The 23,517-nt window shown below is 72.3% G+C and carries 24 protein-coding genes and 2 pseudogenes; 13 read left to right on the forward strand and 13 right to left on the reverse strand.

The window, feature by feature from the left end; translation table 11 throughout:
* The 3 genes from ACYVLJ_RS44145 to ACYVLJ_RS44155 form a co-directional block, all read left to right on the forward strand.
* Window positions 1-920 (forward strand): cytochrome b (locus tag ACYVLJ_RS44145; RefSeq protein ID WP_460443187.1); only part of this gene is annotated, 920 nt, incomplete at its 5' end.
* Window positions 917-1,315: a hypothetical protein gene (locus ACYVLJ_RS44150; protein WP_451976552.1), complete on the forward strand. Its 399-nt coding sequence runs from the start codon at window positions 917-919 to the stop codon at window positions 1,313-1,315. The genes ACYVLJ_RS44145 and ACYVLJ_RS44150, both read left to right, overlap by 4 nt.
* A complete protein-coding gene (locus tag ACYVLJ_RS44155) occupies window positions 1,312-1,632 on the forward strand; it encodes a DUF3099 domain-containing protein (protein ID WP_460443188.1) in 321 nt (106 codons plus the stop codon). Before ACYVLJ_RS44150 ends, ACYVLJ_RS44155 begins: the two co-directional genes overlap by 4 nt.
* Here ACYVLJ_RS44155 and ACYVLJ_RS44160 read toward each other — a convergent pair.
* The 3 genes from ACYVLJ_RS44160 to ACYVLJ_RS44170 form a co-directional block, all read right to left on the reverse strand.
* Window positions 1,597-2,448, reverse strand: coding sequence for a MerR family transcriptional regulator (locus tag ACYVLJ_RS44160; protein WP_460443189.1), 852 nt, complete (start codon window positions 2,446-2,448; stop codon window positions 1,597-1,599). The genes ACYVLJ_RS44155 and ACYVLJ_RS44160 overlap by 36 nt on opposite strands.
* A gap of 90 nt (window positions 2,449-2,538) precedes the next feature.
* Complete coding sequence (locus ACYVLJ_RS44165; protein WP_460443190.1) at window positions 2,539-3,534, reverse strand: inorganic phosphate transporter; 996 nt, start codon at window positions 3,532-3,534, stop codon at window positions 2,539-2,541.
* Window positions 3,534-4,148 carry a DUF47 domain-containing protein gene (locus ACYVLJ_RS44170; RefSeq protein WP_451976540.1) on the reverse strand — a complete coding sequence of 205 codons (615 nt, stop codon included), beginning with the start codon at window positions 4,146-4,148 and terminating at the stop codon, window positions 3,534-3,536. The genes ACYVLJ_RS44165 and ACYVLJ_RS44170 overlap by 1 nt, the downstream gene beginning before the upstream one ends.
* Window positions 4,149-4,310: 162 nt before the next feature.
* Between ACYVLJ_RS44170 and ACYVLJ_RS44175 the strand changes: the two genes are divergently transcribed.
* A complete protein-coding gene (locus ACYVLJ_RS44175; protein WP_460443191.1) occupies window positions 4,311-4,490 on the forward strand; it encodes a hypothetical protein in 180 nt (59 codons plus the stop codon).
* 1 nt (window position 4,491) lies between these two features.
* Here the strand turns inward: ACYVLJ_RS44175 and ACYVLJ_RS44180 are convergent, their stop codons facing one another.
* The gene (locus ACYVLJ_RS44180) at window positions 4,492-5,505 is read right to left on the reverse strand and encodes a Ppx/GppA family phosphatase (RefSeq protein ID WP_460443192.1); all 1,014 of its coding nucleotides are present in this window, start codon (window positions 5,503-5,505) and stop codon (window positions 4,492-4,494) included.
* An 82-nt stretch (window positions 5,506-5,587) separates the two neighbouring features.
* On the opposite strand from ACYVLJ_RS44180, the pseudogene ACYVLJ_RS44185 reads away from it, so the two are divergent.
* Together ACYVLJ_RS44185 and ACYVLJ_RS44190 are read left to right on the forward strand one after the other, a co-directional pair.
* Window positions 5,588-6,113, forward strand: a pseudogene (locus ACYVLJ_RS44185) (deoxyribodipyrimidine photo-lyase).
* On the forward strand, window positions 6,064-6,822 hold the full coding sequence (locus ACYVLJ_RS44190; RefSeq protein WP_460443193.1) for a cryptochrome/DNA photolyase family protein: 759 nt from the start codon (window positions 6,064-6,066) through the stop codon (window positions 6,820-6,822). Before ACYVLJ_RS44185 ends, ACYVLJ_RS44190 begins: the two are co-directional and overlap by 50 nt.
* 27 nt (window positions 6,823-6,849) lie before the next feature.
* Here the strand turns inward: ACYVLJ_RS44190 and ACYVLJ_RS44195 are convergent, their stop codons facing one another.
* On the reverse strand, window positions 6,850-8,868 hold the full coding sequence (locus ACYVLJ_RS44195; RefSeq protein ID WP_460443194.1) for an acyltransferase family protein: 2,019 nt from the start codon (window positions 8,866-8,868) through the stop codon (window positions 6,850-6,852).
* 114 nt (window positions 8,869-8,982) lie between these two features.
* Entirely contained in the window at window positions 8,983-9,465 is a 483-nt protein-coding gene (locus ACYVLJ_RS44200) for a MarR family winged helix-turn-helix transcriptional regulator (RefSeq protein ID WP_451976523.1), read from the reverse strand.
* A gap of 111 nt (window positions 9,466-9,576) precedes the next feature.
* On the opposite strand from ACYVLJ_RS44200, the gene ACYVLJ_RS44205 reads away from it, so the two are divergent.
* Complete coding sequence (locus tag ACYVLJ_RS44205; protein WP_460443195.1) at window positions 9,577-10,752, forward strand: Rossmann-fold NAD(P)-binding domain-containing protein; 1,176 nt, start codon at window positions 9,577-9,579, stop codon at window positions 10,750-10,752.
* Window positions 10,749-11,108, forward strand: coding sequence for a hypothetical protein (locus tag ACYVLJ_RS44210; protein WP_451976518.1), 360 nt, complete (start codon window positions 10,749-10,751; stop codon window positions 11,106-11,108). The genes ACYVLJ_RS44205 and ACYVLJ_RS44210 overlap by 4 nt, the downstream gene beginning before the upstream one ends.
* On the opposite strand, the gene ACYVLJ_RS44215 is transcribed toward ACYVLJ_RS44210, so the two are convergent.
* Entirely contained in the window at window positions 11,105-11,953 is an 849-nt protein-coding gene (locus tag ACYVLJ_RS44215) for an SCO6745 family protein (protein ID WP_460443196.1), read from the reverse strand. The two genes, ACYVLJ_RS44210 and ACYVLJ_RS44215, sit on opposite strands and share 4 nt — an antisense overlap.
* 248 nt (window positions 11,954-12,201) lie before the next feature.
* Here ACYVLJ_RS44215 and ACYVLJ_RS44220 point away from each other — a divergent pair, with 248 nt between their 5' ends.
* Window positions 12,202-12,840 (forward strand): MFS transporter, encoded by a 639-nt coding sequence (locus tag ACYVLJ_RS44220; RefSeq protein ID WP_460443197.1) that lies wholly within the window; start codon window positions 12,202-12,204, stop codon window positions 12,838-12,840.
* Between the two features lie 6 nt (window positions 12,841-12,846).
* On the opposite strand, the pseudogene ACYVLJ_RS44225 reads toward ACYVLJ_RS44220, so the two are convergent.
* Window positions 12,847-14,017, reverse strand: a pseudogene (locus ACYVLJ_RS44225) (acyl-CoA dehydrogenase family protein).
* A 208-nt stretch (window positions 14,018-14,225) separates the two neighbouring features.
* On the opposite strand from ACYVLJ_RS44225, the gene ACYVLJ_RS44230 reads away from it, so the two are divergent.
* The 4 genes from ACYVLJ_RS44230 to ACYVLJ_RS44245 all read left to right on the forward strand — a co-directional run bounded on the left by ACYVLJ_RS44230 (window position 14,226) and on the right by ACYVLJ_RS44245 (window position 17,625).
* On the forward strand, window positions 14,226-15,320 hold the full coding sequence (locus ACYVLJ_RS44230) for a CaiB/BaiF CoA transferase family protein (RefSeq protein WP_460443198.1): 1,095 nt from the start codon (window positions 14,226-14,228) through the stop codon (window positions 15,318-15,320).
* 81 nt (window positions 15,321-15,401) lie between these two features.
* The gene (locus ACYVLJ_RS44235; protein WP_460443199.1) at window positions 15,402-15,839 is read left to right on the forward strand and encodes a PPOX class F420-dependent oxidoreductase; all 438 of its coding nucleotides are present in this window, start codon (window positions 15,402-15,404) and stop codon (window positions 15,837-15,839) included.
* Between the two features lie 18 nt (window positions 15,840-15,857).
* Entirely contained in the window at window positions 15,858-16,292 is a 435-nt protein-coding gene (locus ACYVLJ_RS44240) for an SRPBCC family protein (protein ID WP_451976499.1), read from the forward strand.
* A 190-nt stretch (window positions 16,293-16,482) separates the two neighbouring features.
* Window positions 16,483-17,625, forward strand: a complete 1,143-nt coding sequence (locus ACYVLJ_RS44245; protein WP_451976496.1) for an FAD-dependent oxidoreductase — start codon at window positions 16,483-16,485, stop codon at window positions 17,623-17,625.
* A gap of 42 nt (window positions 17,626-17,667) precedes the next feature.
* Here the strand turns inward: ACYVLJ_RS44245 and phoU are convergent, their stop codons facing one another.
* The 5 genes from phoU to tkt all read right to left on the reverse strand — a co-directional run bounded on the left by phoU (window position 17,668) and on the right by tkt (window position 23,511).
* Window positions 17,668-18,321 carry a phosphate signaling complex protein PhoU gene (gene phoU / locus ACYVLJ_RS44250; RefSeq protein ID WP_451976494.1) on the reverse strand — a complete coding sequence of 218 codons (654 nt, stop codon included), beginning with the start codon at window positions 18,319-18,321 and terminating at the stop codon, window positions 17,668-17,670.
* Between the two features lie 119 nt (window positions 18,322-18,440).
* Window positions 18,441-19,823 (reverse strand): 6-phosphofructokinase, encoded by a 1,383-nt coding sequence (locus tag ACYVLJ_RS44255; protein WP_460443200.1) that lies wholly within the window; start codon window positions 19,821-19,823, stop codon window positions 18,441-18,443.
* A 9-nt stretch (window positions 19,824-19,832) separates the two neighbouring features.
* On the reverse strand, window positions 19,833-20,777 hold the full coding sequence (locus ACYVLJ_RS44260) for a fructose-bisphosphatase class II family protein (protein WP_460443201.1): 945 nt from the start codon (window positions 20,775-20,777) through the stop codon (window positions 19,833-19,835).
* Between the two features lie 50 nt (window positions 20,778-20,827).
* Window positions 20,828-21,415, reverse strand: coding sequence for an SIS domain-containing protein (hxlB, locus tag ACYVLJ_RS44265; protein WP_460443202.1), 588 nt, complete (start codon window positions 21,413-21,415; stop codon window positions 20,828-20,830).
* The gene (gene tkt, locus ACYVLJ_RS44270; RefSeq protein ID WP_460443203.1) at window positions 21,412-23,511 is read right to left on the reverse strand and encodes a transketolase family protein; all 2,100 of its coding nucleotides are present in this window, start codon (window positions 23,509-23,511) and stop codon (window positions 21,412-21,414) included. Before tkt ends, hxlB begins: the two co-directional genes overlap by 4 nt.
* Window positions 23,512-23,517 lie beyond the last annotated feature (6 nt).

Consider the following 23,517-nt stretch of genomic DNA (forward strand, 5'->3'; position numbering starts at 1 on the left):
ACACGCTGCACATCCTGCTGCTGCCGGGGATCATGCTGGCGCTGGTCGGGGTGCACCTGGCGCTGGTGTGGTACCAGAAGCACACCCAGTTCCCGGGGGTGCGGCGCAAGGAGACCAACGTCGTCGGGGTGCGGATCATGCCGTACTTCGCGCTCAAGGGCGGCGCGTTCTTCACCCTGGTCATCGGGGTCCTGGCACTGATGTCGGGGCTGTTCCAGATCAACCCGGTGTGGAACTTCGGGCCCTACAACCCCACCCAGGTCTCCGCCGGATCCCAGCCGGACTGGTACATGGGCTGGGCCGACGGGCTCCTGCGCGTGTGGCCGCCGTGGGAGCTCTACCTCGGCGACCACACGGTGCCGCCGGTGTTCTTCGCCGGTGCCATCGGCATCGCCGTCCTGGTGACGCTGCTGCTGAGCTACCCGTTCATCGAGCGGAAGCTGTCCAAGGACACCGCGCACCACAACCTCCTGCAGCGCCCGAGGGACGCCCCCGTCCGCACGTCCATCGGGGCGATGGCGATCACCTTCTTCGCCGTGCTCACGCTGTCCAGCTTCAACGACATCCTCGCCGTCCAGTTCGACCTCTCGCTCAACGCGATGACCTGGGCGGGCCGGATCGGGCTCCTCGTCGGGCCGCCGCTGGTGTACTTCGTCACCTACCGGCTGTGCGTCGGGCTGCAGCGGGCCGACCGCGAGGTGCTCGAGCACGGCGTCGAGACGGGCATCATCAAACGGTTGCCGCACGGTGAGTTCATCGAGATCCACCAGCCGCTGGCCCGGGTTCCGCTGGACTACCAGGGCGCCCCGGTGCCGAAGAAGATGAACAAGCTGGGCTCGGCCGGGCACGCCGTGCCGGGTTCGCTGCTCAGCCCGGACCCGCCCGAGGAGACCCGGGCCCTGGACCGGGGCCGTCGATGACCGCGACCCTGCCGCGGACCGCCACGGCGACCCGCCTGACGCACCGGTTCGCGCAGGCGTGCGCGGTCGCGGCCGCGGTGCTGTCCGCGGTCGCCACGACGGTCAGCCTCACGTGGTCGCCCCTGGAGTCGGTGCTGCCGGCCGCGTGCGTGGCCCTGACCGTCCACGCCGGACTGAACCTGACCATTGTGGACAGCCGCGACGCGCGCCTGCGCGGCACGGCGATCGTGGTCGGCCGCGCGCTGGCCGCTCTCCTGGTCGCCGGGTCGCTCTGGGCCGCCACCCGGCACTTTCCCGGGCAGCCCCTGGCGATCCTGAGCTGCGTCCTGACCACCACGGTCGGCCCGCTCGCCGTGCTCGCCGTCCACCCACCACCCGGGAGGACTCCTTCGTGAGCCGCGACCGCAGCCCCGTCCTCATCACCACGGCCGCCCCCTCGGCCGACGACCAGCTGGCCCGGCGCCGCCGCAAGTACGTCCTGATGATGGCCTGCCGGATCCCCTGCCTCGTGCTCGCCGGGCTCACCGCGCACATCTGGTGGCTGGCCCTCGCCTTCCTGGCGATCTCCGTCCCGCTGCCGTGGGCGGCGGTGCTGATCGCCAACGACGTCCCGCCCCGCCGCAGCGACCACGCGAACGGCTACCGGCCCCGGGAGACGCGGCGGCGGCTGACGCGGTCAGCCGCCGAAGCCGGCCAGGGACGCGGTGAATGACGGCGGCAACGGCTCGCCCACGGTCGGCAGGCCCCGCCAGCCCGGTCCGGCCGGGCGGACCGGCACGCCGTCGCCGTGCAGGGCGCGCAGGATCCGCACGTCCGCGGACGGCGACGTCATCGACCACACCACCACCTCGCTCGGGGTGAACCGGGCCGTGACCACGCGCAGGACGTCGAGCGACACCAGGCCGCCGAGGAACATCGCCGGCGCGCCGACGTCGCTCAGGGCGGCGCTGAGCATCTTGACCGGCAGCTCGTGGCGTTCCGCCGGACCGCACACGAAGATCACCGGTGCCCGGCCCGTCCGGGCCGGCGCGGGCGCCGGGTACCGGTCGAGCGCTCCCGACGCCGCGGTGGCGAGCGCCCATTCCGCGGCCATCGCGGTGCGGTCGCCCAGCTGCGCCCAGCGTTCCCCGATCGCGCGCAGCACCGGGGAGACGACCTCGGTCCACGCCGTCGCCACGCCGAGGGTGCCGAGCGCGTCGTCGACCAGACCGCCCATCGTGGCCAGGTCGAGCAGCTCCGCCGTCTCGGCGAGCCGTTGCCGCCGCTGCCCGGAAGTCACTTCGGCGGCGGACCGGTCGAGCACCAGCCGGGCGGCGTCGCGCGCGCTCGTCCCCTGTGCCTGCAAGGCCCGCATCCGGCGCAGCCGTTCGACGTCCTCCGGCGTGTACCGCCGCCGGCCGTTGGCCTCCCGCTCCGCGGCGCCGATCCCGTAGCGCTGCTCCCAGGTGCGCAGCGTCACCTGGGACACGCCCAGCATCCGCGCCACCTCATTGGAACCGAGCGACCGCGCGCCCGCGGTACTGCCCATCCGGCCTCCTCGCTTGAACCCGTATTGAAACACGGAGCCGGAGACGGGTCGCGGTTCGTGACAGCAGGCTCGACGCATCGATCGGACGGCTCACGTGAGCGCGTCGGCCACCAGGTAGACCGCGGCCGAAACCGCGGCCGCCGCCGGGAACGTCAGGACCCAGCCCAGCACGATGTCGCGGGCGATGCCCCACCGGACCGCCGACAGGCGGCGGGTCGCGCCGACGCCCATGATCGCCGCCGTGATCACGTGGGTCGTCGAGATCGGGGCCTTCACCGCGAACGCCGTCACGTACAGCACCGACGACGCCACCGACTCCGCGACGAACCCGTGCGGCGGGTCGAGCGGGAACACCCGGCGGCCCAGCGTCCGCATGATCCGCAGGCCGCCCGAGTAGGTGCCCAGGGACAGCGCCGCCGCGCACAGCAGCGTGACCCACAACGGCACCGCGAACGTCGCCTGCTGCCCGGCCGCCACCAGGGCCAGCACGATGACGCCCATGCCCTTCTGCGCGTCCTGCAGGCCGTGGCCGAGCGCGAGCGCCGACGCCGAAAGGATCTGGAACCGGCGGAACACCCGGCCGCTGCGGTGCGGGTTCGCGCGGCGCAGCAGCCACAGCGTGCCGACCATCGCGAGGTAGCCCAGACCCAACCCGAGCAGCGGCGACGCGACCATCGGGATCAGCACCTTCTCGGCGATCCCGGCCCAGTGCACGGTGCTCGCCGCCGCCAGGGCCGCGCCGACCATCCCGCCGATCAGCGAGTGCGAAGACGACGACGGGAGCCCGAAGTACCACGTCACGAGGTTCCAGGTGATCGCCCCGGCGAGCGCGGCGAAGACGACCGTGAGCGCGTCCGGCCCGGCCGGGACGTCGATGATGCCCTTCGCCACGGTCGCGGCGATGCCGGTGGACAGCAGCGCGCCGGCCAGGTTCATCACCGCCGCCAGCACGAGCGCCGCGCGCAGGGTCAGCGCGCGCGTCGACACCGCGCTCGCGATCGCGTTCGCCGCGTCGTGGAAGCCGTTGGTGTAGTCGAAGAACAGCGTCAGGACGATCACCACGACCAGGGCGGCCGTGCCGCTCACTACGACTCCTTGACCGCGATGGTCTGCACCACGTCGGCGACGTGCTCGAAGGCGTCCGCGGCCAGCTCGAACTGCTCCACGACCTCCTTGGTCTTGAGCACTTCGAGGGCGTCGCCGCCCGGCTCGAACAGGTGCGCCAGGATCCGGCGGTAGATCCGGTCGGCCTCGTTCTCCAGCTCGTTGATCTCGATCCAGTACGGCTCGAGCTCCCCGACCTTGGCCAGGCCGGGCATCGAGTTCGCGGTGAGCTCGGAGGCGCGGCACAGCACCCGGACCATCAGGTCGGTGCCGGGCGGGAAGGCGTCGATCCGGTACAGGACGGCCAGGTCCGCCGCGGTGTCCATGAAGTCGAGCACGTCGTCGATCTTCGCGGCCAGCGCCTGGATGTCCTCGCGGTCGAACGGCGTCACGAACGAGCTGTTCAGCTCCACCATAATCGTGTGCGTGAGCTCGTCGCCGCGGTGCTCGACCTCGTGCAGGCGCTTGGCCAGGGCCTCCCGGTCGCCGGGCTCGGCGGTGGTGAGCTCACGCAGCAGCGCGGCCGCGGCCACCAGGTTTCCCGCCGCGTCGGTGAGCAGGTCGAAGAACCGGGTACCCCGTGGGGTGAAGCGCATGGATGGACGTCCCTTCGTCGGCGCGCGCCCACCTCTTACCCCGCCTCACGGCGCGTCAACCAGCGCGCTACTCCTTTCGGGTGAGTCTCTTGCGCCGGACGAGTGTGGCGCGGGCCACGGGGTATGCGGGCGGGACCTTCGATCCCGTCAGGGGGCTCCACCGTGCCCAACCGAGTCATGATCAGCCGCGACAGCAGGCCCATCCCGTGCGAGGAGTGCGGGCTGCCCGCGTTGCACGTCGCCCGGCTGGTGGCCGGGGACGGCACGCTGCTGGGCCAGACGGTGGTGTGCACGGCCTGCCGCCGCCACCGCTCCGAAGCGGAGGCCGTCCCGCTGCCGTAGCTCAGGTCGGCTGGTCCGCCATCGCGTGCAACGGGCGGACCGTGGCGTCCGGGTGGCGGGTCAACGGCTGCAGCGGCAGGTCCGGCGAGTCGGCGACCCGTTCCAGGTGGCGCAACAGGATCCCTTCCCGCAGCGCCCACGGGCAGACCTCCACAGTGGACACGTCCAATGCGGACAGCGTCGCTTCGGCTCCCAGCGCTCCGGCCACCACCTGACGCGCGCGCGGGCGCGAGATGCCGGGGAGCCCGGCACGTTCGGCCGCGGGGACGCGGGCCAGCCGCGGGATCCACTTGCGCAGGTCGGCCGTCGCCAGCTCGCGCGCGACGAACGGGCCCTTGCGCTGCGGGGCCGCGCCGGCCAGGCGGGCCAGCTGCTTGAACGTCTTCGACGTCGCGACCACCCGCCGCGCCGGGCCCTCCCAGCGCAACCGGTCCAAGACCTCGGACAGGGTGTCGCGCACGTGCCGGCGCACCGCCTTGAGCTGCTTGCCCGTGGGCGGATCGGCCGTCAGGAACTCGCGGGTGAGCCGGCCCGCGCCCAGCGGCAGCGAAATCGCCAGCTCGGGTTCCTCGTCGCGGCCCAGGACCAGCTCCATCGACCCGCCGCCGATGTCCACGAGCAGCAGCCGGCCCGCCGACCAGCCGTACCAGCGACGGGCGGCGAAGTACGTCAACCGCGCCTCTTCCTCACCGGACAGGTACTGCGGCCGCAGCCCGGAATCCGCCTGGATGCGGTCGATGACCTCTTCGCGGTTCGCCGCGTCGCGCACGGCCGCGGTGACGAAGGGGTACAGGTGGTCGACGCCGAGCCGCACCGCCGCGTCGACCGACCGGCCCACCGCGGCGGCCACCCGCTCGATCCCGGTTTCGCTCAGCGCGCCGTCGGGCAGCAGCTCTTCGGCCAGCAGGGTCGGTTCCTTCACCGCGTGCGCCGGCAGCGGCGGCGCCCCGGCGGAGACGTCGACCACCTGCAGCTGGGCCGAGTTCGACCCGATGTCCAGTACAGCCAATCTCATCGGGACGGGGTACCCCCGGCTCCCCGCGTTTAGTCCCGGCGCGATCCGCGTCGACCGGCCCGCCGGTGGGTACGCGGACGTGATGAGCACCGGCCGGACCTCGATCGCCCTGTTCACCCGCGACCTCCGGGTGCACGACAACCCCGTGCTGCACGCCGCGGCCACGGCCGAGCGGTGCATCCCGTTGTTCGTGGTCGACGACGCCATCGGCCGCGCGTTCGGCAGGCCCAACCGGACCGCGTTCCTGGCCGGCTGCCTCGAAGACCTCGACCGCGGCGGCGCCTTGGTGGTGCGCAAAGGGAACCCGCTCGACGAGGTCCTCGCGGTCGTCCGCCGGCAAGTACGCCCGGCAGCGCGAAGACGCCCTGGCGGAGCACCTCGGCGAGCTCGGCGTCGACCTGCACGTCCACGACACGGTCACCACCGCCGTGGCTCCGCTGTCCCTCACCCCCACCGGCGGCAAAGACCACTTCGCCGTCTTCACGCCCTACTTCCGCAAGTGGGCGTCGGTCCCGCGCCGAGCAGCTGTGCCCCGGCCGGACGTCCCCGGAGCTGCCCGTGGGTGGCGAAAAAGCCGCCCGCAAGCTCGTGACGTCGTGGCTGCGTGACGGCCTCGACGACTACGCCGCCCAGCACGACGCGCTCGCCGGCGACGGCACCTCGCGGTTGTCGCCGCACCTGCACTTCGGCACGATTTCGGTCACCGAACTCCTCGACCGTGCCGGCGACGGCTCGGAGGGGACGCGGGCGTTCGCGCGGCAGCTGGCGTGGCGGGACTTCCACCACCAGGTGCTCGCCGCGCGCCCGGACTGCGCCCGCGAGGACTACCGGCCCCACGGCGACCGGTGGCGCCGCTCGGACCGCGACCTCGCGGCCTGGCGCGACGGCCGGACCGGCTACCCGATCGTCGACGCCGCCATGCGCCAGCTCGCCCGCGAAGGCTGGCTGCACAACCGGGCCCGGCTCATCGCGGCGAGCTTCCTGGCCAAGACGCTCTACGTGGACTGGCGCCTCGGCGCCCGGCACTTCGCCGACCTCCTGGTCGACGGCGACGTCGCGAACAACCAGCTGAACTGGCAGTGGGTCGCCGGGACCGGCCCCGACACCCGGCCCAACCGCGTCCTCAACCCGCTGGCCCAGGCCCACCGCTACGACCCGGACGGCGACTACGTCCGGCGCTACGTCCCCGTGCTCGCCGGCGTCCCGGGCGGCGCCGTCCACGAGCCCTGGAAGCTCGACGACGTCGGCTACCCCGGCCCCATCGTCGACCTGCGCGACGGCGCGCGGCGCTTCAAGGCCGCGCGGGACAAGGGCTGACCGCCCGCCGGGCCCCGGCTTGACGCGTCACCAGCCGAGTGCCGCGACCATCGCTTTCTCCAGCACCGGCGAGAGCGTGGTCATGAAGCTCGCGGTGACGTGGTTGTCGTCCATGTACACCAGGACGTTCCCGACGACCGGGCGGCACAGGCTGTGCCCGCAGAAGTAGTCGCTGAAGTCGAGCACGGACACCGACGGCGGGATGCCGGCCACCGCGGCGTACGGCGGCGGCTCGGCCAGCAGGGTCTTGCGCGGCACGCTGCACTCGGGCGCCTTGGTGCCGCGGGTGTCGATGCACGTCGTCGGGGAGAAGCCCAGCCGCGGGTTGTCGCGGACCGCGACGACCGGGATGCCCGCCCGGTCCAGCACCTTCCACTGGTCGACGAAACCCTGCGGCGTCCGTTCGGTCAGGCCCGGCCGCACGTCGCGGCTGGCGAGCGTCAGCACCGCGTCCGGGTGCAGCGCGAGGATCTCCCGCTGGGCCGCCGAGTTCCACGCGAGGCAGCCCGGATCGTCCGGCATCGCCTCCGACCGGGTCGAAAACGGGCACGCGCCCTTGAGCATGAACGTGATCTCGTAGCCGTTCTTCTCGGCCATCGGCTTGAGCGCGGCCAGGTACTGCTGGATGTGCGAGTCGCCGACCGCGACGATCCGCTTCACCGGTGTCCCTTCGGGGCGCGCCGTGCACACCTCGAGGATCTTGTCGAAGCGCGACGGGACGCACGTCGCGCCCGGGATGCCGCCCCAGTCGTTCGGCACGGCGATCAGCGGCGGCACGACGTTCTTGCCGGGCAACGTCTTCTTCGGCGAGTCCGGGTCGCGGGCGAGCGCGCCCGGGTGGTCGTCGTCGTCCAGCGCGATCGAGAAGGCGGCCTTCTTCGTGCTCACGACCTGCCAGCTGAACGCGACCAGCAGGACGGGCAGCAGCGCGAGCACGCCGAACCGGTAGGCGCCCCAGCGCGTCCGGTCGCCCACCTTCGAAGCCCGCACCGGCTGTTCGACGAGGTGGTGCGTCGCGGCGGCGAGCAGCACCGACAGGCCGATCACGACCGCGCCGCCGAGCGGTCCGACGGCTTCGCGGTGCCGGGCGATCAGGTAGAACAACAGGACCGGCCAGTGCCACAGGTACAGCGCGTAGCTGAGGTTGCCCAGGTACTCCAGCGGCCGCGAGGACAGCAGCCGGTCGGCGCCCGCGCGGCTGCCGGTGGCGCCCGCCAGGATCACCAGCACCGCCGACAGGGTCGGCCAGAGCGCCGCCCAGCCCGGGAACACCTCGCCGACGTTCAGCACGATCCCGCAGGTCACCAGGCCGGCGAGGCCGGCCCAGCCCAGCAGGACCCGCAGCACGCGCGGCAGCACGACCCGGTCGACGACCAGCACGAGCAGGCCGCCGAGCGCGAACTCCCACACCCGCGTCAGCGAGTGGAAGTAGGCCAGCGGCTGGTTGACCGCGGTCAGGTGCACCGAATACGCCAGCGACCCGGCGAACAGAACTCCGAGCGCGACCGCCACGGACGCGGTCAGCGAGCGGCGCAGCCGGGCTGCGACCAGGGCGACGAGCGCGATGAGCAACGGCCACGCGACGTAGAACTGGCCCTGGATCGACAGCGACCAGTAGTGCTGGACGACGCTGGCGGTGTTGTGCTGCGCGAAGTAGTCCACCGAGTCCGCCGCCAAGCGCCAGTTCTCGACGTACAGCGCCGAGGCGAACACTTCCTTGATGGTCTGGAACCACCGGTCCTGCGGCAGCAGGACCATCCCCGCCACCAGCACCGCGAACAGCACGGTCAGCGCGGCCGGGAAGAGCCGCTTGATCATCCGGCCCCACATCGGCGCGAAGGCGATCCGCCCCCGCCCGGCGGCCCGGACCAGCTGCCCGGTGATCAGGAAGCCCGAGATCAGGAAGAACACGTCGACGCCGCCGGAGATCCGGCCCAGCCACACGTGGTAGACGACGACCAGCAGCGCGGCGACCGCGCGCAGCCCCTGCAGCTCCGGCCGGTACCGCCGCGCTTCCCGCGGCCGGGCCACGTCGGTCGATGGCATGCGCAGTCCTCACGAGACGACCTTGTCCGGACAAATCGTGCGAACCGGATGAAGGTCGCAGATTTGTTCACAGCCTAGATCGTTACGGAGTGCAAGTATCCGCCGGGCGGCGCATCACTCCGCTTCGCCGGCCGAGGCCAGGAACGCCGAGAGGTCGTCAGTGAAGCGCAGGAGCAGGGAATAGAAGGTTTCGCGGTCCTTCGCCGACCACCCGGACAGCGCGTCGCCGAACCAGCCGAGCAGCGTCGTGACGTACCGGCCGGCCAGCTCGGCACCTTCCGGAGTCAGCTCGACCAGGCGGGCCCGGCGGTCGTCGGGGTCGGCCAGGCCGTGCACGAGCCGGCGGCGTTCGAGCACGTGCAGGTGGCGCGTGACGTGCGGCCCGGCGACCTGCATCCGGTCCGCGATCTCGCCGACCCGCATCGCCTTCCCGGTCATGTGCAAGGCGAGGATGATCGACAACCCGGGCCGGTCGAGGTCGGCGCCGATGCTCTTCAACGCCCGCTCCCCCAGGCCACTGCGGTTCAGCAGGTTGCCCAGCTGGATGATCCGCGGCAGCACGGACCGCAGGTCCGCCGCGTCGCCGGTGACCGCCATCACACCCCTTAGATAGCTAACTTAGGTATATATTTGACCCTGTCGCCGGAGCGAACCCGGGCATTGTCGCATCCGGCAAACAGATACCTAACTTAGCTATCGGAGGTTGCGATGACCACCCGAGTTCTGATCTCCGGCGCGAGCATCGCCGGCCCCGCGCTCGCCTACTGGCTGCGGCGGTCCGGGTACGCCGTGACGGTCGTGGAGAAGGCGCCGGAACTGCGCGCGAGCGGCTACCCGATCGACATCCGCGGCACCGCCCTCGAGGCCGTGCGTCGGATGGGGATCCTGCCCGCCCTGCGGGACCTGCACATCTCGACCCGCCGGCTGACCTTCCTCGACGTCGACGGCAGCGAAGTGGCGTCGCTGGGTCCCGAAGAGGTCGCCGGCGGAGTCGAAGGCCAGGACGTCGAGATCCGCCGTGGCGACCTCACGCGGACGCTCTACGACCTGGTGTGCGACGACGTCGCCTTCCGGTTCGGCGAGAGCGTGGAAACCCTGGCGCAACACGAAGGCGGCGTCGACGTCACCTTCCGCGGCGGCCGGCAGGAGACCTACGACCTGGTGTTCGGCGCGGACGGCCTGCACTCGCACACCCGCGGCCTGGTCTTCGGCGACGAGCGGCCGTTCCACCACTACCTCGGCTACTGCTTCGCCGGGTTCACCCTGCCGAACGACTTCGGGCTCCACCGCGAAGGGCTCGTGTGGAGCACGCCCGGCAAGGGCGCGGCGCTCTACGCGGTGCGCGACAGCCCGGAGATCCACGGGTTCCTGGTCTTCGCCCGCCCGGACGCGCCGATCGAGGCGTTCCGGAACCCCGAGGCACAACGCGACCTCGTCGCGCGCACGTTCGCGGGCGAGGGCTGGGAAATCCCGCGCCTGGTCCGGGCGATGACCGTGGCCGACGACCTCTTCTTCGACGTCGTCAGCCAGATCCACCTGCCACAGTGGACGAACGGCCGGGTCGCCTTGGTCGGCGACGCCGCGTACGCGCCGTCGTTCCTGACCGGACAGGGCACCAGCCTCGCTCTCGTCGGCGCCTACATGCTGGGCCACGCCCTGGCCACCGTCCCGGACCACACGGCGGCCTTCGCGGCCTACGAAACCGGCGTGCGGGACTTCGTCGAACGCAACCAGGCCACCGTCGGCGCAGGCCGGGCCACGTTGTTCCCCACCACGGCGGAAGCCCTCGCCCAGCGCAACTCCGCGCTCCGGCAGCGCGCCGCGGCGCCCTCGGCCAAGCCACGCCCCGAGCACTCGGCGCTGACGCTACCGTTGACCGCGTGACTTTCGGACGAGTGCTGGTGATCGGTCTCGACCCGGCCAAGCTCGAGGGCTGGGATCCCGAGCCGGTCCAAGCGGCGGTGGCACGCGGCCGGGCCCGGTTCGACGGCCACGGCATCGACGCGGACTACTGCCTGCTGACCGTCGACGAGCACCCCGAAGCGGATGTCGTCGAAGCCTTGCGGGGCAACGACTACGCCTGCGTCGTGATCGGCGGCGGCATCCGCGCGCACGAACCGCTGCTCGGGCTCTTCGAACGGGTCGTCAACGACGTCCGGCGGTACGCGCCGAACGCGGCGATCGCGTTCAACACCAGCCCCGAGGACTGCGCCGACGCGGCCCTGCGGTGGTTGCGCTAGGTCCTGGCGGCGGCCCACGGCATGAGCTTTTCGGCGAGCGCCCGGCTGTACGGGCGGACCAGCGTCTGCAGTTCGACGCAGGCGGACTCGCCGATGTGGGCGTAGGGCGCGACGCTGTTTTCGTCGGTCGCCTGCTCGATTTGCGCGCGGCGGGCGGCGCCGGCGGGCGTGAACGCCGGGTCGGCGTCGCCGGTGAGCCAGTCCCGCTCGCGCAGGCCGCTGACGGCCCGGTTCCAGTCGTCTTCCGACCAGGACCGCGAAGTGCGCAGGGTTTCGGCGGGGACGGCCCCGGAGGCGGCGTGGGTGACGAGGGCTTCGATCCCGCTCAAGCCGGCCGTCAGCAGGGCGGCGACGTGCGCGTCACCGCGGTACTCCCGGAGCAGGGTCTGCGCGTGCCACAGGATCAGGTGGGGCTCGGCCGGCCACGGCAGGGCGGCGTGGGCGGCGAAGAGGGGACGGCCGGTGACGTCTTCGACGACCGTCTCCGCGGCCTCCCGCAGGAGCGCGGCGGCGCGGCGCATCTCGGGCGAGGTGACCGCGTCGCCGAGGATGCCGCGCAGGGCCTGGTCGGCCGCGGCGTAGCGGGCCTCGAGGACGGCGGCGGGTTCGGTCGCGGACCAGGCCGCGGCGATCGACTCCCCGACGAGGGCGGGGTTGAAGTTGTAGAAGGTCGCCACGACCACGGACGCCGGAACGGCACCGAGGGCGGCCGACCGGGAGGCGAAGTACCCGGCACGGCCGGTGACCCCGAGTTCCCGGTACGCGGCGGCGGCTTCCGGGGCGAAGTAGATCATTCCGTGGTACGGCTCGAGGTAGCGCCAGGTCCGGCGCGCCACTGCGATCACGGCGTCAACATACCATCCGGTCGGTACGGCGTGGATGATCCGGCAATGCCTTGACGGGCAAGGATCTTCGGGACGCCACGGAGCGATGAGCAGCCCGGACCCGGACGCGCCGGCCGCCGAACGGCTCGACACCGCTTCGCCCGGCTGGAAGACCGGCTCAGCCCGGACTACGCGGGCGTCCCTCCCCTGGCTGCACGTAGTCCCGAAAACGCCGTACAAGGCCACCTTCGGCGCTATACGGTGAGCCCATGCACGTGACGCCCCCTGTCGCCCGCCCGGCTGCCGCGCCCGTGTGGTGGCAGGTGATCGGCCCCGGGTTCGCCGCGCTGATCGGGTTGTTCCTGCTGACCGTGATCTACCGGTTCGACGGCGTGTCGGAGATCCAGCGCGCGCTGCACCTGTCCACCCACAGCCTGCTCCTGGGCGGGTTGGTCGCCTACCTCGCCGGGATGGCGCTCACGCTGCCCGCAGGGCTCCTGCTCGGCGCCCGCTTCCCCACCGCGGTGACCCTCCCCGCGCTCGGGTTCCTGCTGGTCGGCGTCCTGCTGGCCGCCTTCGCCGACGGCGGCGGCCTCCTGGCGGCCGGCCGCGTCTTCGCCGGACTCGGCACGGGCGCGGCCGCCGGCGCGACGGTCGCCCTGATCCTGAAGGTCCGCGAAAAGCGCGGCCTCATCGCCGGGGTGCTCGGCGCGCTGGCGGTGCTCGCCTTGGTGCTCGCGCCGGTCATCGGCCAGCTGGTCTCCGAGGCGATGGGGTTCCGGGTGATCCAGATGATCGCGGTGCTGTTCGTGCTCATCGCCCTCGTCGTCGCGGGCGTCCTCGGCATCGTCCGGCTCACCGCGGCCAAGCGCCCGGTCCCGTACGGCATGCCCTACCCGCCGGCCTGATCCGGGTCAGGCGGGCGGCAGCACCGGGTCCCGCCGGAGCTCCGCCTTCGCGATCGACCGCAGGTGGACCTCGTCCGGGCCGTCGAACAGCCGCATCGCGCGGTGCCACGCGTACATCGCCGCCAGCGGGGTCACGTCCGTGACGCCCGCGCCGCCGTGGACCTGGATCGCGCGGTCGATCACGCGGGTCGCCGCGCGGGGGAACGCCACCTTCGCCATCGCGACCAGGTCGCGGGCGGCCTTGTTGCCCGAGACGTCGATGACGTGACTCGCCCGCCGGCACAGCATCCGCGCCTGCTCGATCTCCAGCCGGGACTCGGCGATCTGCTGCTGCACCACACCCTGATCGGCCAGCGGACCGCCGAAGGCGACGCGGTCCCGCGCCCGCGAAACCATGAGCGCCAGCGCGCGTTCGGCCGCGCCGAGGGCACGCATGCAGTGGTGGATCCGGCCGGGGCCGAGGCGGGCCTGCGCGGCCGCGAACCCGCCGCCCTCTTCGCCGATCACGTTCTCCACCGGCACGCGGACGTCGTCGAAGCGGACTTCGGCGTGGCCGTGCCGGTCGTGGTGGCCGAACACCGGGAGGTCCCGCACGACCGTGACGCCGGGGGTGTCGCGCGGGACGAGCACCATCGTCTGCTGCCGGTGCGTCGCGGCTTCGGGGTCGGTCTTGCCCATCACGATGAAGAACGCGCACCGCGGGTCCATCGCCCCGCTGGTCCACCACTTGCGGCCGGTGATCACGTAGGTCTCGCCGTCGCGCACGATGCGGGTGGCGATGTTCGTGGCGTCGCTGCTGGCGACGTCCGGCTCGGTCATCGCGAACGCCGACCGGATCTCCCCCGCCAGCAACGGCGCGAGCCAGTCCCGCTTCTGCGCTTCACTGCCGAGCAGGTGCAGCCGCTCCATGTTCCCGGTGTCGGGCGCCTGGCCGTTGATGGCTTCGGGCGCCAGGTCGAGGCTCCAGCCCGACAGCTCCGCGATCGCCGCGTACTCCAGCTGCGTCAGCCCGGATTCGGCCGGGAGGAACAGGGTTCCACAGCTCCTGGGCGCGCGCCTCCGTCTTCAGCCGCTCGACGACCGGCGGGACGACGTGGTCGTCCGGGCCCGCGGCGCGGCGGTGCGCCAGGTACTCGGCCTCCGCCGGGAGGACCCGGTCCCGCACGAACGCCAGCATCCGCTCCTGCAGCTCGCGGGCGCGCGGCGACGGGGCGGGAAGATCGTAATCGAACACGCGTCACTCCTGAACAGGACCGGGCAATGGGCCGGACCGAGGTGCGGCTGCCTCACGTCATGAGCTCGCGTCGTGCGACGCTTGGCTTCCGGGTCGAGGGCGGCCCAGGTCGCGACGAAACGCCGAAGTTCCACTGACTGGAGAGCACGACATGACAGGACCGTTGACGGGGCTGCGCGTGGTCGAACTGGCCGGCATCGGCCCGGCCCCGCACGCGGCCATGGTCCTCGCCGACCTCGGCGCGGACGTCGTCCGGATCGAACGCCCCCAGGGCACCCTCGACCTGACCGGCGGCCGGCCCGACCACCTGCTGCGGGGCCGGCGCTCGGTGGCCGCGGACCTCAAGTCCGACGACGGACGCGCCTTGACGCGCCGCCTGATCGCCAAGGCCGACGTGCTGCTCGAAGGCTTCCGGCCGGGCGTCGCCGAACGGCTCGGCGTCGGCCCGGACGCGTGCCGGGAGCTGAACCCGCGGCTCGTCTACGCGCGGATGACCGGCTGGGGCCAGGAGGGGCCGCTGGCCCAGCGGGCCGGCCACGACCTCAACTACATCGGCCTCACCGGAGCGCTGCACGCCATCGGCCGCGCCGGCGAGCGCCCGGTGCCGCCGCTGAACCTGGTCGGCGACTTCGGCGGCGGCTCGATGTTCCTCCTCACCGGCATCCTCGCCGCCCTGTGGGAGCGCGAACGCTCGGGCGAAGGCCAGGTCGTCGACGCGGCGATGGTCGACGGCACCAGCGTTCTGCTGCAGATGCTGTGGACCATGCGCGGGCAGGGCACGTGGTCGGACGACCGCGGCGCGAACCTGCTCGACGGCGGCGCCCCGTTCTACGACACCTACACCTGCGCGGACGGCCGCTGGGTGGCGGTCGGCGCGATCGAACCGCAGTTCTACCGCGCCCTCCTCGACGGCCTCGGCCTCGACCCGGCCACGCTCCCCGGCCAGCTCGACCGCGCCGGCTGGCCGCGGCTGCGCGACCGCATCGCCGGCGTCTTCCGCACCCGCCCCCGCGACGAATGGGCCGAGGTCTTCGCCGGCACGGACGCCTGCGTGACGCCGGTGCTGGCCCCCGAAGAGGTGCCCGCCCACCCGCACCTGGCCCACCGGGAAACGATCATCGAGGTCGACGGCGTCCCGCAGGCCGCGCCGGCACCGCGCTTCTCCCGCACGGCCGCGGCCCGTCCGGCCTCCCCGCCCCGGCCGGGCGCGGACACCGACGCCGTCATCGCCGACTGGGAGGCCTGAGGGCAGCAGTGCGCGCGTTTGGTGCTCCGTTCGCCGGGTAGCCATGGAGCTGATGGCGCACCGCGACCGGAAGGAGCCGTCATGCCCGCACGGACCGCGGATGGCCCGGCTTTGCTGCCCGAGACCGAAGAACTCGCCACGGGCAAGAACTTCGCCGCCGTCACGACGGTGCTGCCGAGCGGACGGCTGCAGACCCAGATGGTCTGGGTGCACGTCGAAGACGGCGAACTGGTGCTCAACACCGAGGCCCACCGGGCGAAGAGCCGCAACGTCGCCCGCGACCCGCGGATCACGGTGCTCATCCGCGACGAACAGGACCCGTACCGCTACGCGGAGGTCCGCGGCAAGGTGACCGGCGTCGAGAACGGCGAACGCGCCCGCCGCCAGGTCGACGAACTGGCCCGCAAGTACACCGGCGGCGACTACCCGCCCGAGGCGATCAAGTCCGAGCGCGTGATCCTGCGCGTCACGCCCGAACGGCAGACCTTCATCGACCAGAGCAACGGCGTGGCCGACTGACGAACCGAGGAGCCCGACATGGTCGACGTGACCCGTACCTTCACCGTGGCCACCGCGCCGCGGGAAACCTTGGACTACCTCAAGGACTTCGCCAACGCCAAGGAGTGGGACCCCGGCACGCAGTCCTGTGAACGGCTCGACGGCGGGCCGGTCGCCGTCGGGTCGCGCTGGCGCAACGTGTCGAAGATCGCCGGCATCGAGACCGAGCTGACCTACGAGCTGACCCGGCTCGAGCCCGGCCGGGTGGTGTTCGTCGGCCGCAACGACACGGCGACGTCCACCGACGACATCAGCCTGACCGCGGACGGCGAGGCCACCAAGCTCACCTACCACGCCACGATCGAGTTCCACGGCGCGGCGCGGCTCGCCGCACCGCTGGCCAAGGCCGTGTTCGAGAAGGTCGGCGCCGACACGGAGAAGAGCCTCACCCGGATCCTCGGCGCCACGTCCTAGCCGCGGGATGAACTCGTAGCGAGGGGACGCGCGTCACTCTTACGAACATGTTCGTTGCGAACATGTTCGTCGCCAGCTATGGTGAACGAACATGTTCGTCATCGGCCCCGGCCTGCGTCGCCGATGACGAACGGCTCGACCCGCAGCTGCGCAGGTGAGCCCCTTCGCGCACACCGAAAAGGACCGGACCATGACCACCCACCACCCGATCGCCATCATCGGCGGGGGCCTCGGCGGGCTGACCGCCGCGCGCGTCCTGCACGTGCACGGGATCCCCGCGACCGTCTTCGAGCTCGAACCCGGCCGTGACGCCCGCGTGCAGGGCGGCATGCTCGACATCCACGAGTACAACGGCCAGCGCGCGATCCGCGCCGGCGAGCTGTGGGACGAGTTCGCCGGCATCATCCACCCGGGCGGCGAGGCCACCCGCGTCCTGGACTCCCGGGGCACCGTGCTGTTCGACGAGCACGACGACGGCGAGCTCCAGCGCCCCGAGGTCGACCGCGGCCAGCTGCGCGACATCCTCATCGACTCGCTTCCCGCAGGCACCATCCGGTGGGGGCGGCGGGTCGTCGACGTCGCCGCCGGAGAAGGCCGCTGGACGGTCCGCTTCGACGACGGCGAGACGATCACCACCGACCTGCTCATCGGCGCCGACGGCGCGTGGTCACGCGTGCGCCGCGTGCTGACCGACGCCTGGCCCGCCTACACCGGCATTTCCTTCGTCGAGGCCGACCTGCACGACGCCGCCACCCGGCACCCCGCCGAGGCCGAAGCCATGGGCGCCGGCGCGCTGTTCGCCCTCCACGGCGAAACCGGCATCCTCGGCCATCTCGAAACCGACGGCAGCCTGCACGTCTACCTCGGCCTGCGCGTGCCCGAGGACTGGATCGACACGGTCGACTGGGACGACGCCGAAGCCGCCAAGCGGGAGATGCTGGCCCGCCTCGAAGGCTGGGACGACGCGCTGCGCGGGATGATCGCCCACGCCGACACCGGCCTGACCCCGCGGCGCATCAACGCCCTGCCCGTCGGTGTCTCCTGGGACCGCGTCCCGGGCGTGACGCTGCTCGGCGACGCCGCCCACCTCATGTCCCCGTTCGCCGGCGAAGGCGCGAACCTGGCGATGTACGACGGAATGGCGCTGGCGCTGGCCATCGCCGATCACCCCGGCGACACCGAGGCGGCGCTGCTCGCCTACGAAACCGAACTGTTCCCCCGCTCCGCGGAATCCGCCGGCGAATCCGCGCGGAGCCTGGAGATCCTCTTCCGCGAGGACTCCCCTCAGGGACTGCTCGACATGTTCGCCTCCTTCGCCGCCGAAACGCGGTAACGGCTGAATCGCCCGCCCACGGCACGAGGACAGCCGAGCAGCTCACCCCGAGCGAATCGGAAGGTCGCCGGATTCGGCGAACTCGAGCCGTTTCGCGACGGAAACGGCTTGGTCCGCGAACCGTTCGTAAAACCTCGCCAGGAGCGCCAGGCTGGTGGCGGCCTGCACGCCGTGCGGCCATTCGTCCTTGGTGATCCGGCGCAGCACGTCGGCGTGCAGCGCGTCGACGACGTGATCGGTTTCGTCCAGCTCGTCGAACGCGCCGGCCGCGTCACCGGAAATCCGGTCCGCGAGCTGGTCGGCCATCCGCGCGGCGGTGGCACTCATGTCGGCGAACACGGGGTGCAGCTCGGCCGGGACGGCGCGGCCGGGATGGGTGAAGCGCGTGGTGTCGGCGATGTGCGCGGCGAGGTCCCCCATGCGCTCGAACTTCTCCGCGCAGTAGATCACGGCTAGGACGGTGCGCAGATCCCCGGCGACGGGCGCCTGCAGCGCCAGCAGCGAATGGGCGTGCGACTCGCATTCGACCCGCGCCCGGTCCAGGTCGTCGTCGGCACCGAGGACCCGCTCGGCCAGCGCGAGATCGGCGGTCAGCAGCGCGGTGCTGGCCCGGCGCATGGATTCCGCCGCCAGCCGGCACATCCGCGTCAGCTCTTCGCCGAGTTCAGCCAATTCACCGTGGAATTTCTCGCGCATCCGGACAGTATAGGACCGATTCCCCGGCACTATCGCCGCGTATGTTCACCGCTTTTCCGAACAATTCGCCGTCGCGACGCGCAATGACCATTCAATCGAGTGCGCCGGGCCGCCCGAACTCAGCAGAAGCCCGCGCGCACCTTCTCCCGGCCCACCCCCGACCCGTACTCGGCCGGCTGGCAGGTGGTTTCCAGCACCGACATCCACAGGTCGCCGTCGGGGTCGACCTGGTTGCGGCGGCTCGTCATCAGGGACAGCGGGACGTGCACGAAGCGGCGCCGCCAGCGGGCGACCGCCGCCTCCGTGTGGCCGGCCATCGCCGCGTGGACCGCGGCGTGGGCCAGCCGCAGGCAGTAGACGCTGTCGTAGGCGTTGGCGGCGATGCTGCGGACCGCGTAGCTCGGGTCGATGTACCGCATCGTGGGCACCAGCCCGGCCGCGGTCAGGTGCACCGTGATGCGCTCCTTGAGCAGCTCCCCGATGTTGCCGAGCTTGACGTTGCCCGAGGCGTCGGTGCCGCGGCCGTTGTGCTGCGGCAGGCCGTGCTCCTCGACGAGGTCCTGGCCCGCGCCCTCGGCGAGGACGATCACCACGTGGCCCTTGGCCCGCACGTGCTGCTCGATGTGGGCCAGCAGGCCGTCCGCTCCCCCGAGGGCGAACGGGATCTCGGGGATCAGGACGATGTCCGCGGCGGCCGCGGCCAACGCCGCATAGGCGGCGATGAACCCCGAGTGCCGCCCCATCAGCTTCACGATCCCGACGCCGTTCGGGCTCGCCGCGGCTTCGACGGAGACCGCCGAGATGAAGTCGGTGGCCCGCGCGAACGCGCTCTGGAACCCGAACGACTGGTCGGTGAAGGGCAGGTCGTTGTCGATCGTCTTCGGCACCCCGATGACCGCGATGTCGAGCCCGCGCGCCCGGATCGCCTCGCCCAGGAAGGTCGCGGCGCGCATCCCGCCGTCGCCGCCGATGACGAACAGGATGTCGACGCCGCGCGCGACGAGGGTGTCGACCATCTCGCCGGCGTCCTGGCCGCCGCGAGAGCTGCCCAGGATGGTGCCACCGGCGTTGTGGATGTCGCGGACGCTCTCGGGTGTCAGCTCGACGGTGTCGTACCGGTTCTCCGCGGTCAGCCCCCGGAGGCCGTTCCGGAAGCCCAGCACCCGCTTCACCCGGTAGTGCACGGAAAGTTCCTGGACGAGCCCGCGGATGACGTTGTTGAGACCGGGGCACAGGCCGCCGCAGGTGACGACGCCGGCGGTCACGTTCGCGGGGTCGAAGTAGATCTTCCGGCGCGGTCCGGCGGCTTCGAAGCTCGGCACCAGGCCCGCCGGGAGACCGTGCCCGGCCAGCATGGACACGGTGTCCTCGAGCAGGACGCGGTCGCCCTCCGCCACGTAGTGCGGCGAAGTCTCCTTGGTGGAGAGCGCCTCGGAGAACGGCGAATCGAAGCGGCACTCGCCGAGGCGGCGAACGCGGAGGTCGTCGAGGTGCAGCGTCACCGGATCTCCTCAGTCGAACGTCGTGTGCGTGATGTGCCGGACCTGACCCCGGGAGATCAGCAGCGACTCGGCGACCGTCGTGCCGCCGCCGCCGCGGCGCGGCCGGCCGAGCAGCGGTCCGCCGTTGACCCCGGTGGCGACGAAGAACGCTTCGCCGGACACGAGCTCGTCACAGTCGTAGATGCGGTCGAGGGACAGGCCGGCCGCGCGGAGGGCGTCGGCTTCCTCGTCGCGCTGCGGGGCCAGGCGGCCCAGCATGCCGCCGCCCAGCGCCCGGACCGCCGCCGCGGTCAGCACCCCTTCCGGCGTGCCGCCGACGCCGAGGAGCAGGTCGACGTCGAGGGTCGGCAGCAGCACCGCGAGACTCCCGCCGACGTCGCCACCCGCCGGTGTCTGCACCGAGGCGCCCGCCCGCAGCACGCGGTCGATCAGCTCCTTGTGGCGCGGCTTGTCCATGATCATGACGCGCAGGTCGCCGACCTGCTTGCCGAGCGCCTTGGCGACCCGCTCCAGCGTCCGCTCGGGCGGGTCGTCGAGGTCGATGACGTCCCTCGCCCGCGGCGGCACCACGATCTTGTCCATGTAGAACCCCGGGCCGGGCGACCACAGGGTGCCGGATTCGCCGAACGCGATCGTGGCCAGCGAACCCGGCAGGTCCCGCGCGCAGAACGACGTCCCTTCCAGGGGGTCGACGGCGATGTCGAAGTCCGGCCCGTACCCGGTGCCGACCACTTCGCCGTTGAACAGCATCGGGGCGTCGTCCTTTTCGCCCTCCCCGATGACCACGGTCCCCCGTCCCGGCGCGCCGGCCAGCGCCGCGCGCATGGCCGCGGTCGCCGCCGCGTCCGCGGCCTTCTGGTCGTCGCGGCCCACCCAGGCGTGGCTGGCCACCGCGGCGCTGCGCGTAGCGGCCAGCGCGACCGCTTCCAACGTGCTGATATCGGTGGCCGGCATCGGCGCTCCTCGGGGCAGAAGGGGTGTCGGGACGGGGGAATCCGCGGTGGTCACTCGAGGTTCGCGTGCAGGCGCCACAGCTCGCGGGCCTGGCTGCCGCCGGTCTTCCACAGCGTGTGGAACAGGGCGTCGGTGATCAGCAGGACGGACTGTTCGAACAGGCTGCCGGCGTACTGGACGGAGGCGGTCCCGTCGAAGTCCTGCTTGTCCGCGGCCGGGACGACGAGCGCCTCGGTCGCGATCTCCGCCAGCGGTGATCCGGGCGCTGTCGTCAGGGCGATCACGTCAGCGCCCTGGTCGTGGGCCGTCTGCGCGGCCCGCACCACCCGGCCCGTCGTCCCCGAGCCCGACGCCGCGACGAGGACGTCCCCCGCGCCGATGGCCGGCGCGGTCACCTCGCCGACGACGTGGGTGGGCAGCCCGAGGTGCATGAACCGCATCGCGGCCATCTGCAGCGCGAGCCCGCTGCGCCCGGTGCCGACGGTGAACACCTTCGGCGCGCCGAGCAGCAGTTCCCCGGCCCGCACCCAGGCCTCGGACCGGACCCCGGCCCGGACCCGGTCGACCTCGCCCACGACCGCGCGTGTCGCGTCCGAGAACAGACCGGCGTCGAGCTCCTTCTCGATCGACTTCGTCACCGCGACTTCCTCTCGCTGCGCCGGGCCGCTTCGACCACGGCCTCGGTGGTGATCCCGAACTCGCTGAACAGGGTCTTGAAGTCCGCCGAAGCACCGAAGTGCTCCAGCGACACGATTTCGCCCGCGTCGCCGGCGAACCGGTGCCACGGCTGGGCCACGCCCGCTTCGACGACCACCCGGGCCCGCACCGACGGCGGCAGCACCCGGTCCCGGTATGTCCGGTCCTGCCGGTCGAACCACTCGACGCACGGCATCGACACCACGCGGGTGGCGATGCCCTCGGCTTCGAGGACCGTCCGGGCCGCCACCGCCAGCTGGACCTCGGAGCCGGTGCCGATCAGCACCACCTCCGGGCGGCCCGACGAAGCCTCGGCGAGCACGTAACCGCCGCGGGAAACACCTTCGGCGGACGTGCCTTCCAGCGTCGGCACGTTCTGGCGGGTCAGCGCCAGCCCGGCCGGGCCGCCGGTGTCCTCCAGCACGGCCTTCCAGGCGTGCGCGGTCTCGTTCGCGTCCGCCGGGCGGACCACGGACAGGCCCGGGATCGCCCGCAGCGACGCCAGCTGCTCGACCGGCTGGTGGGTCGGGCCGTCCTCGCCGAGACCGATCGAGTCGTGCGTCCAGACGTAGACGACCGGCAGCCGCATCAGCGCGGCCAGGCGCACCGCCGGGCGCATGTAGTCGCTGAAGATGAGGAACGTGCCGCCGTACGGGCGGGTCCCGCCGTGCAGCGCGATCCCGTTGAGGATCGAGCCCATCGCGTGCTCGCGGATGCCGAAGTGCAGCGTCCGGCCGTACGGCTGGGCCGTCCAGGCGCCGGTCGAGATCGCGGCCGGGCCGAAGGAGTCCGCGCCCTCGATCGTGGTGTTGTTGCTCTCGGCCAGGTCCGCCGACCCGCCCCAGAGCTCGGGCAGCACCGGGCCCAGCGCGGCGAGCACCGCGGCCGACGCCTTGCGCGTCGCGACGCCCTTGCCGTCCGGCTCCCACTTCGGCAGGTTGCCGGCGAAGCCCGCCGGCAGCTCGCGTTCGGCGAGCCGGTCCAGCAGTGCCTTGCGCTCCGGGTTCGCCCGCGCCCAGGCGTCGAACTCGAGCTGCCACTTTTCGTGGTCGGCCCGGCCGCGCTCGGCGGCCTCGCGGGTGTGCCGCAGGACCTCGTCCTCGACCTGGAAGCTGCGTTCCGGGTCGAACCCGACGGCCCGCTTGACCCCGGCGAGCTCCTCGGCACCCAGCGCGGCGCCGTGCGCCTTGCCAGAGTTCATCTTCGTCGGCGCCGGGAAGCCGATCACCGTGCGGAGCACGATCAGCGTCGGGCGGGCGGTCTCGGCCTTGGCCCGCCCGACCGCGTCCAGGAACCCCGCGACGTCCTCACCGCCGTGGACCGTGAGGACCTGCCACCCGTAGGCTTCGTACCGCTTGGCGGTGTCTTCGGACAGCGCGATGCGGGTGTCGTCCTCGATGGAGATCTCGTTGCTGTCGTAGACCACCGTGAGGTTGCCGAGCTGCTGGGTGCCGGCCAGCGACGAGGCCTCCGACGTGACACCCTCTTCGATGTCGCCGTCGGAGGCGATCACGTAGACGTGGTGGTCGAACACGCTCTTGCCCGGTTCGGCGTCCGGGTCGAAGAGGCCGCGCTCGCGGCGGGCGGCCATCGCCATCCCGACCGCGTTCGCCAGGCCCTGCCCGAGCGGGCCGGTCGTGGTCTCCACGCCCGTGGTGTGCCCGTACTCGGGGTGGCCCGGCGTCCGCGAATCCCACGTGCGCAACGCCTTCAGGTCCGCCACCTCCAAGCCGTACCCCGCGAGGAACAGCTGGATGTACAGCGTGAGGCTCGAATGCCCGGCCGAGAGCACGAACCGGTCGCGCCCGAGCCACCGCGCGTCACCCGGGTCGTGCCGCATGACCCGCTGGAACAACGCGTAGGCGACGGGCGCGAGGCTCATCGCGGTGCCGGGGTGGCCGCTCCCGCAGTGCTCGACCGCGTCCGCGGCCAGCACCCGGGCGGTGTCGACCGCGCGCTGGTCCACATCGGACCAGTCTTCGGGAAGCCGCCGGGTGGTCAGGCGGACGACCTCGTCGGCGGAGTGGTTCGGTGCCATGGACAC

The organism is Amycolatopsis stemonae, assembly GCF_054781455.1.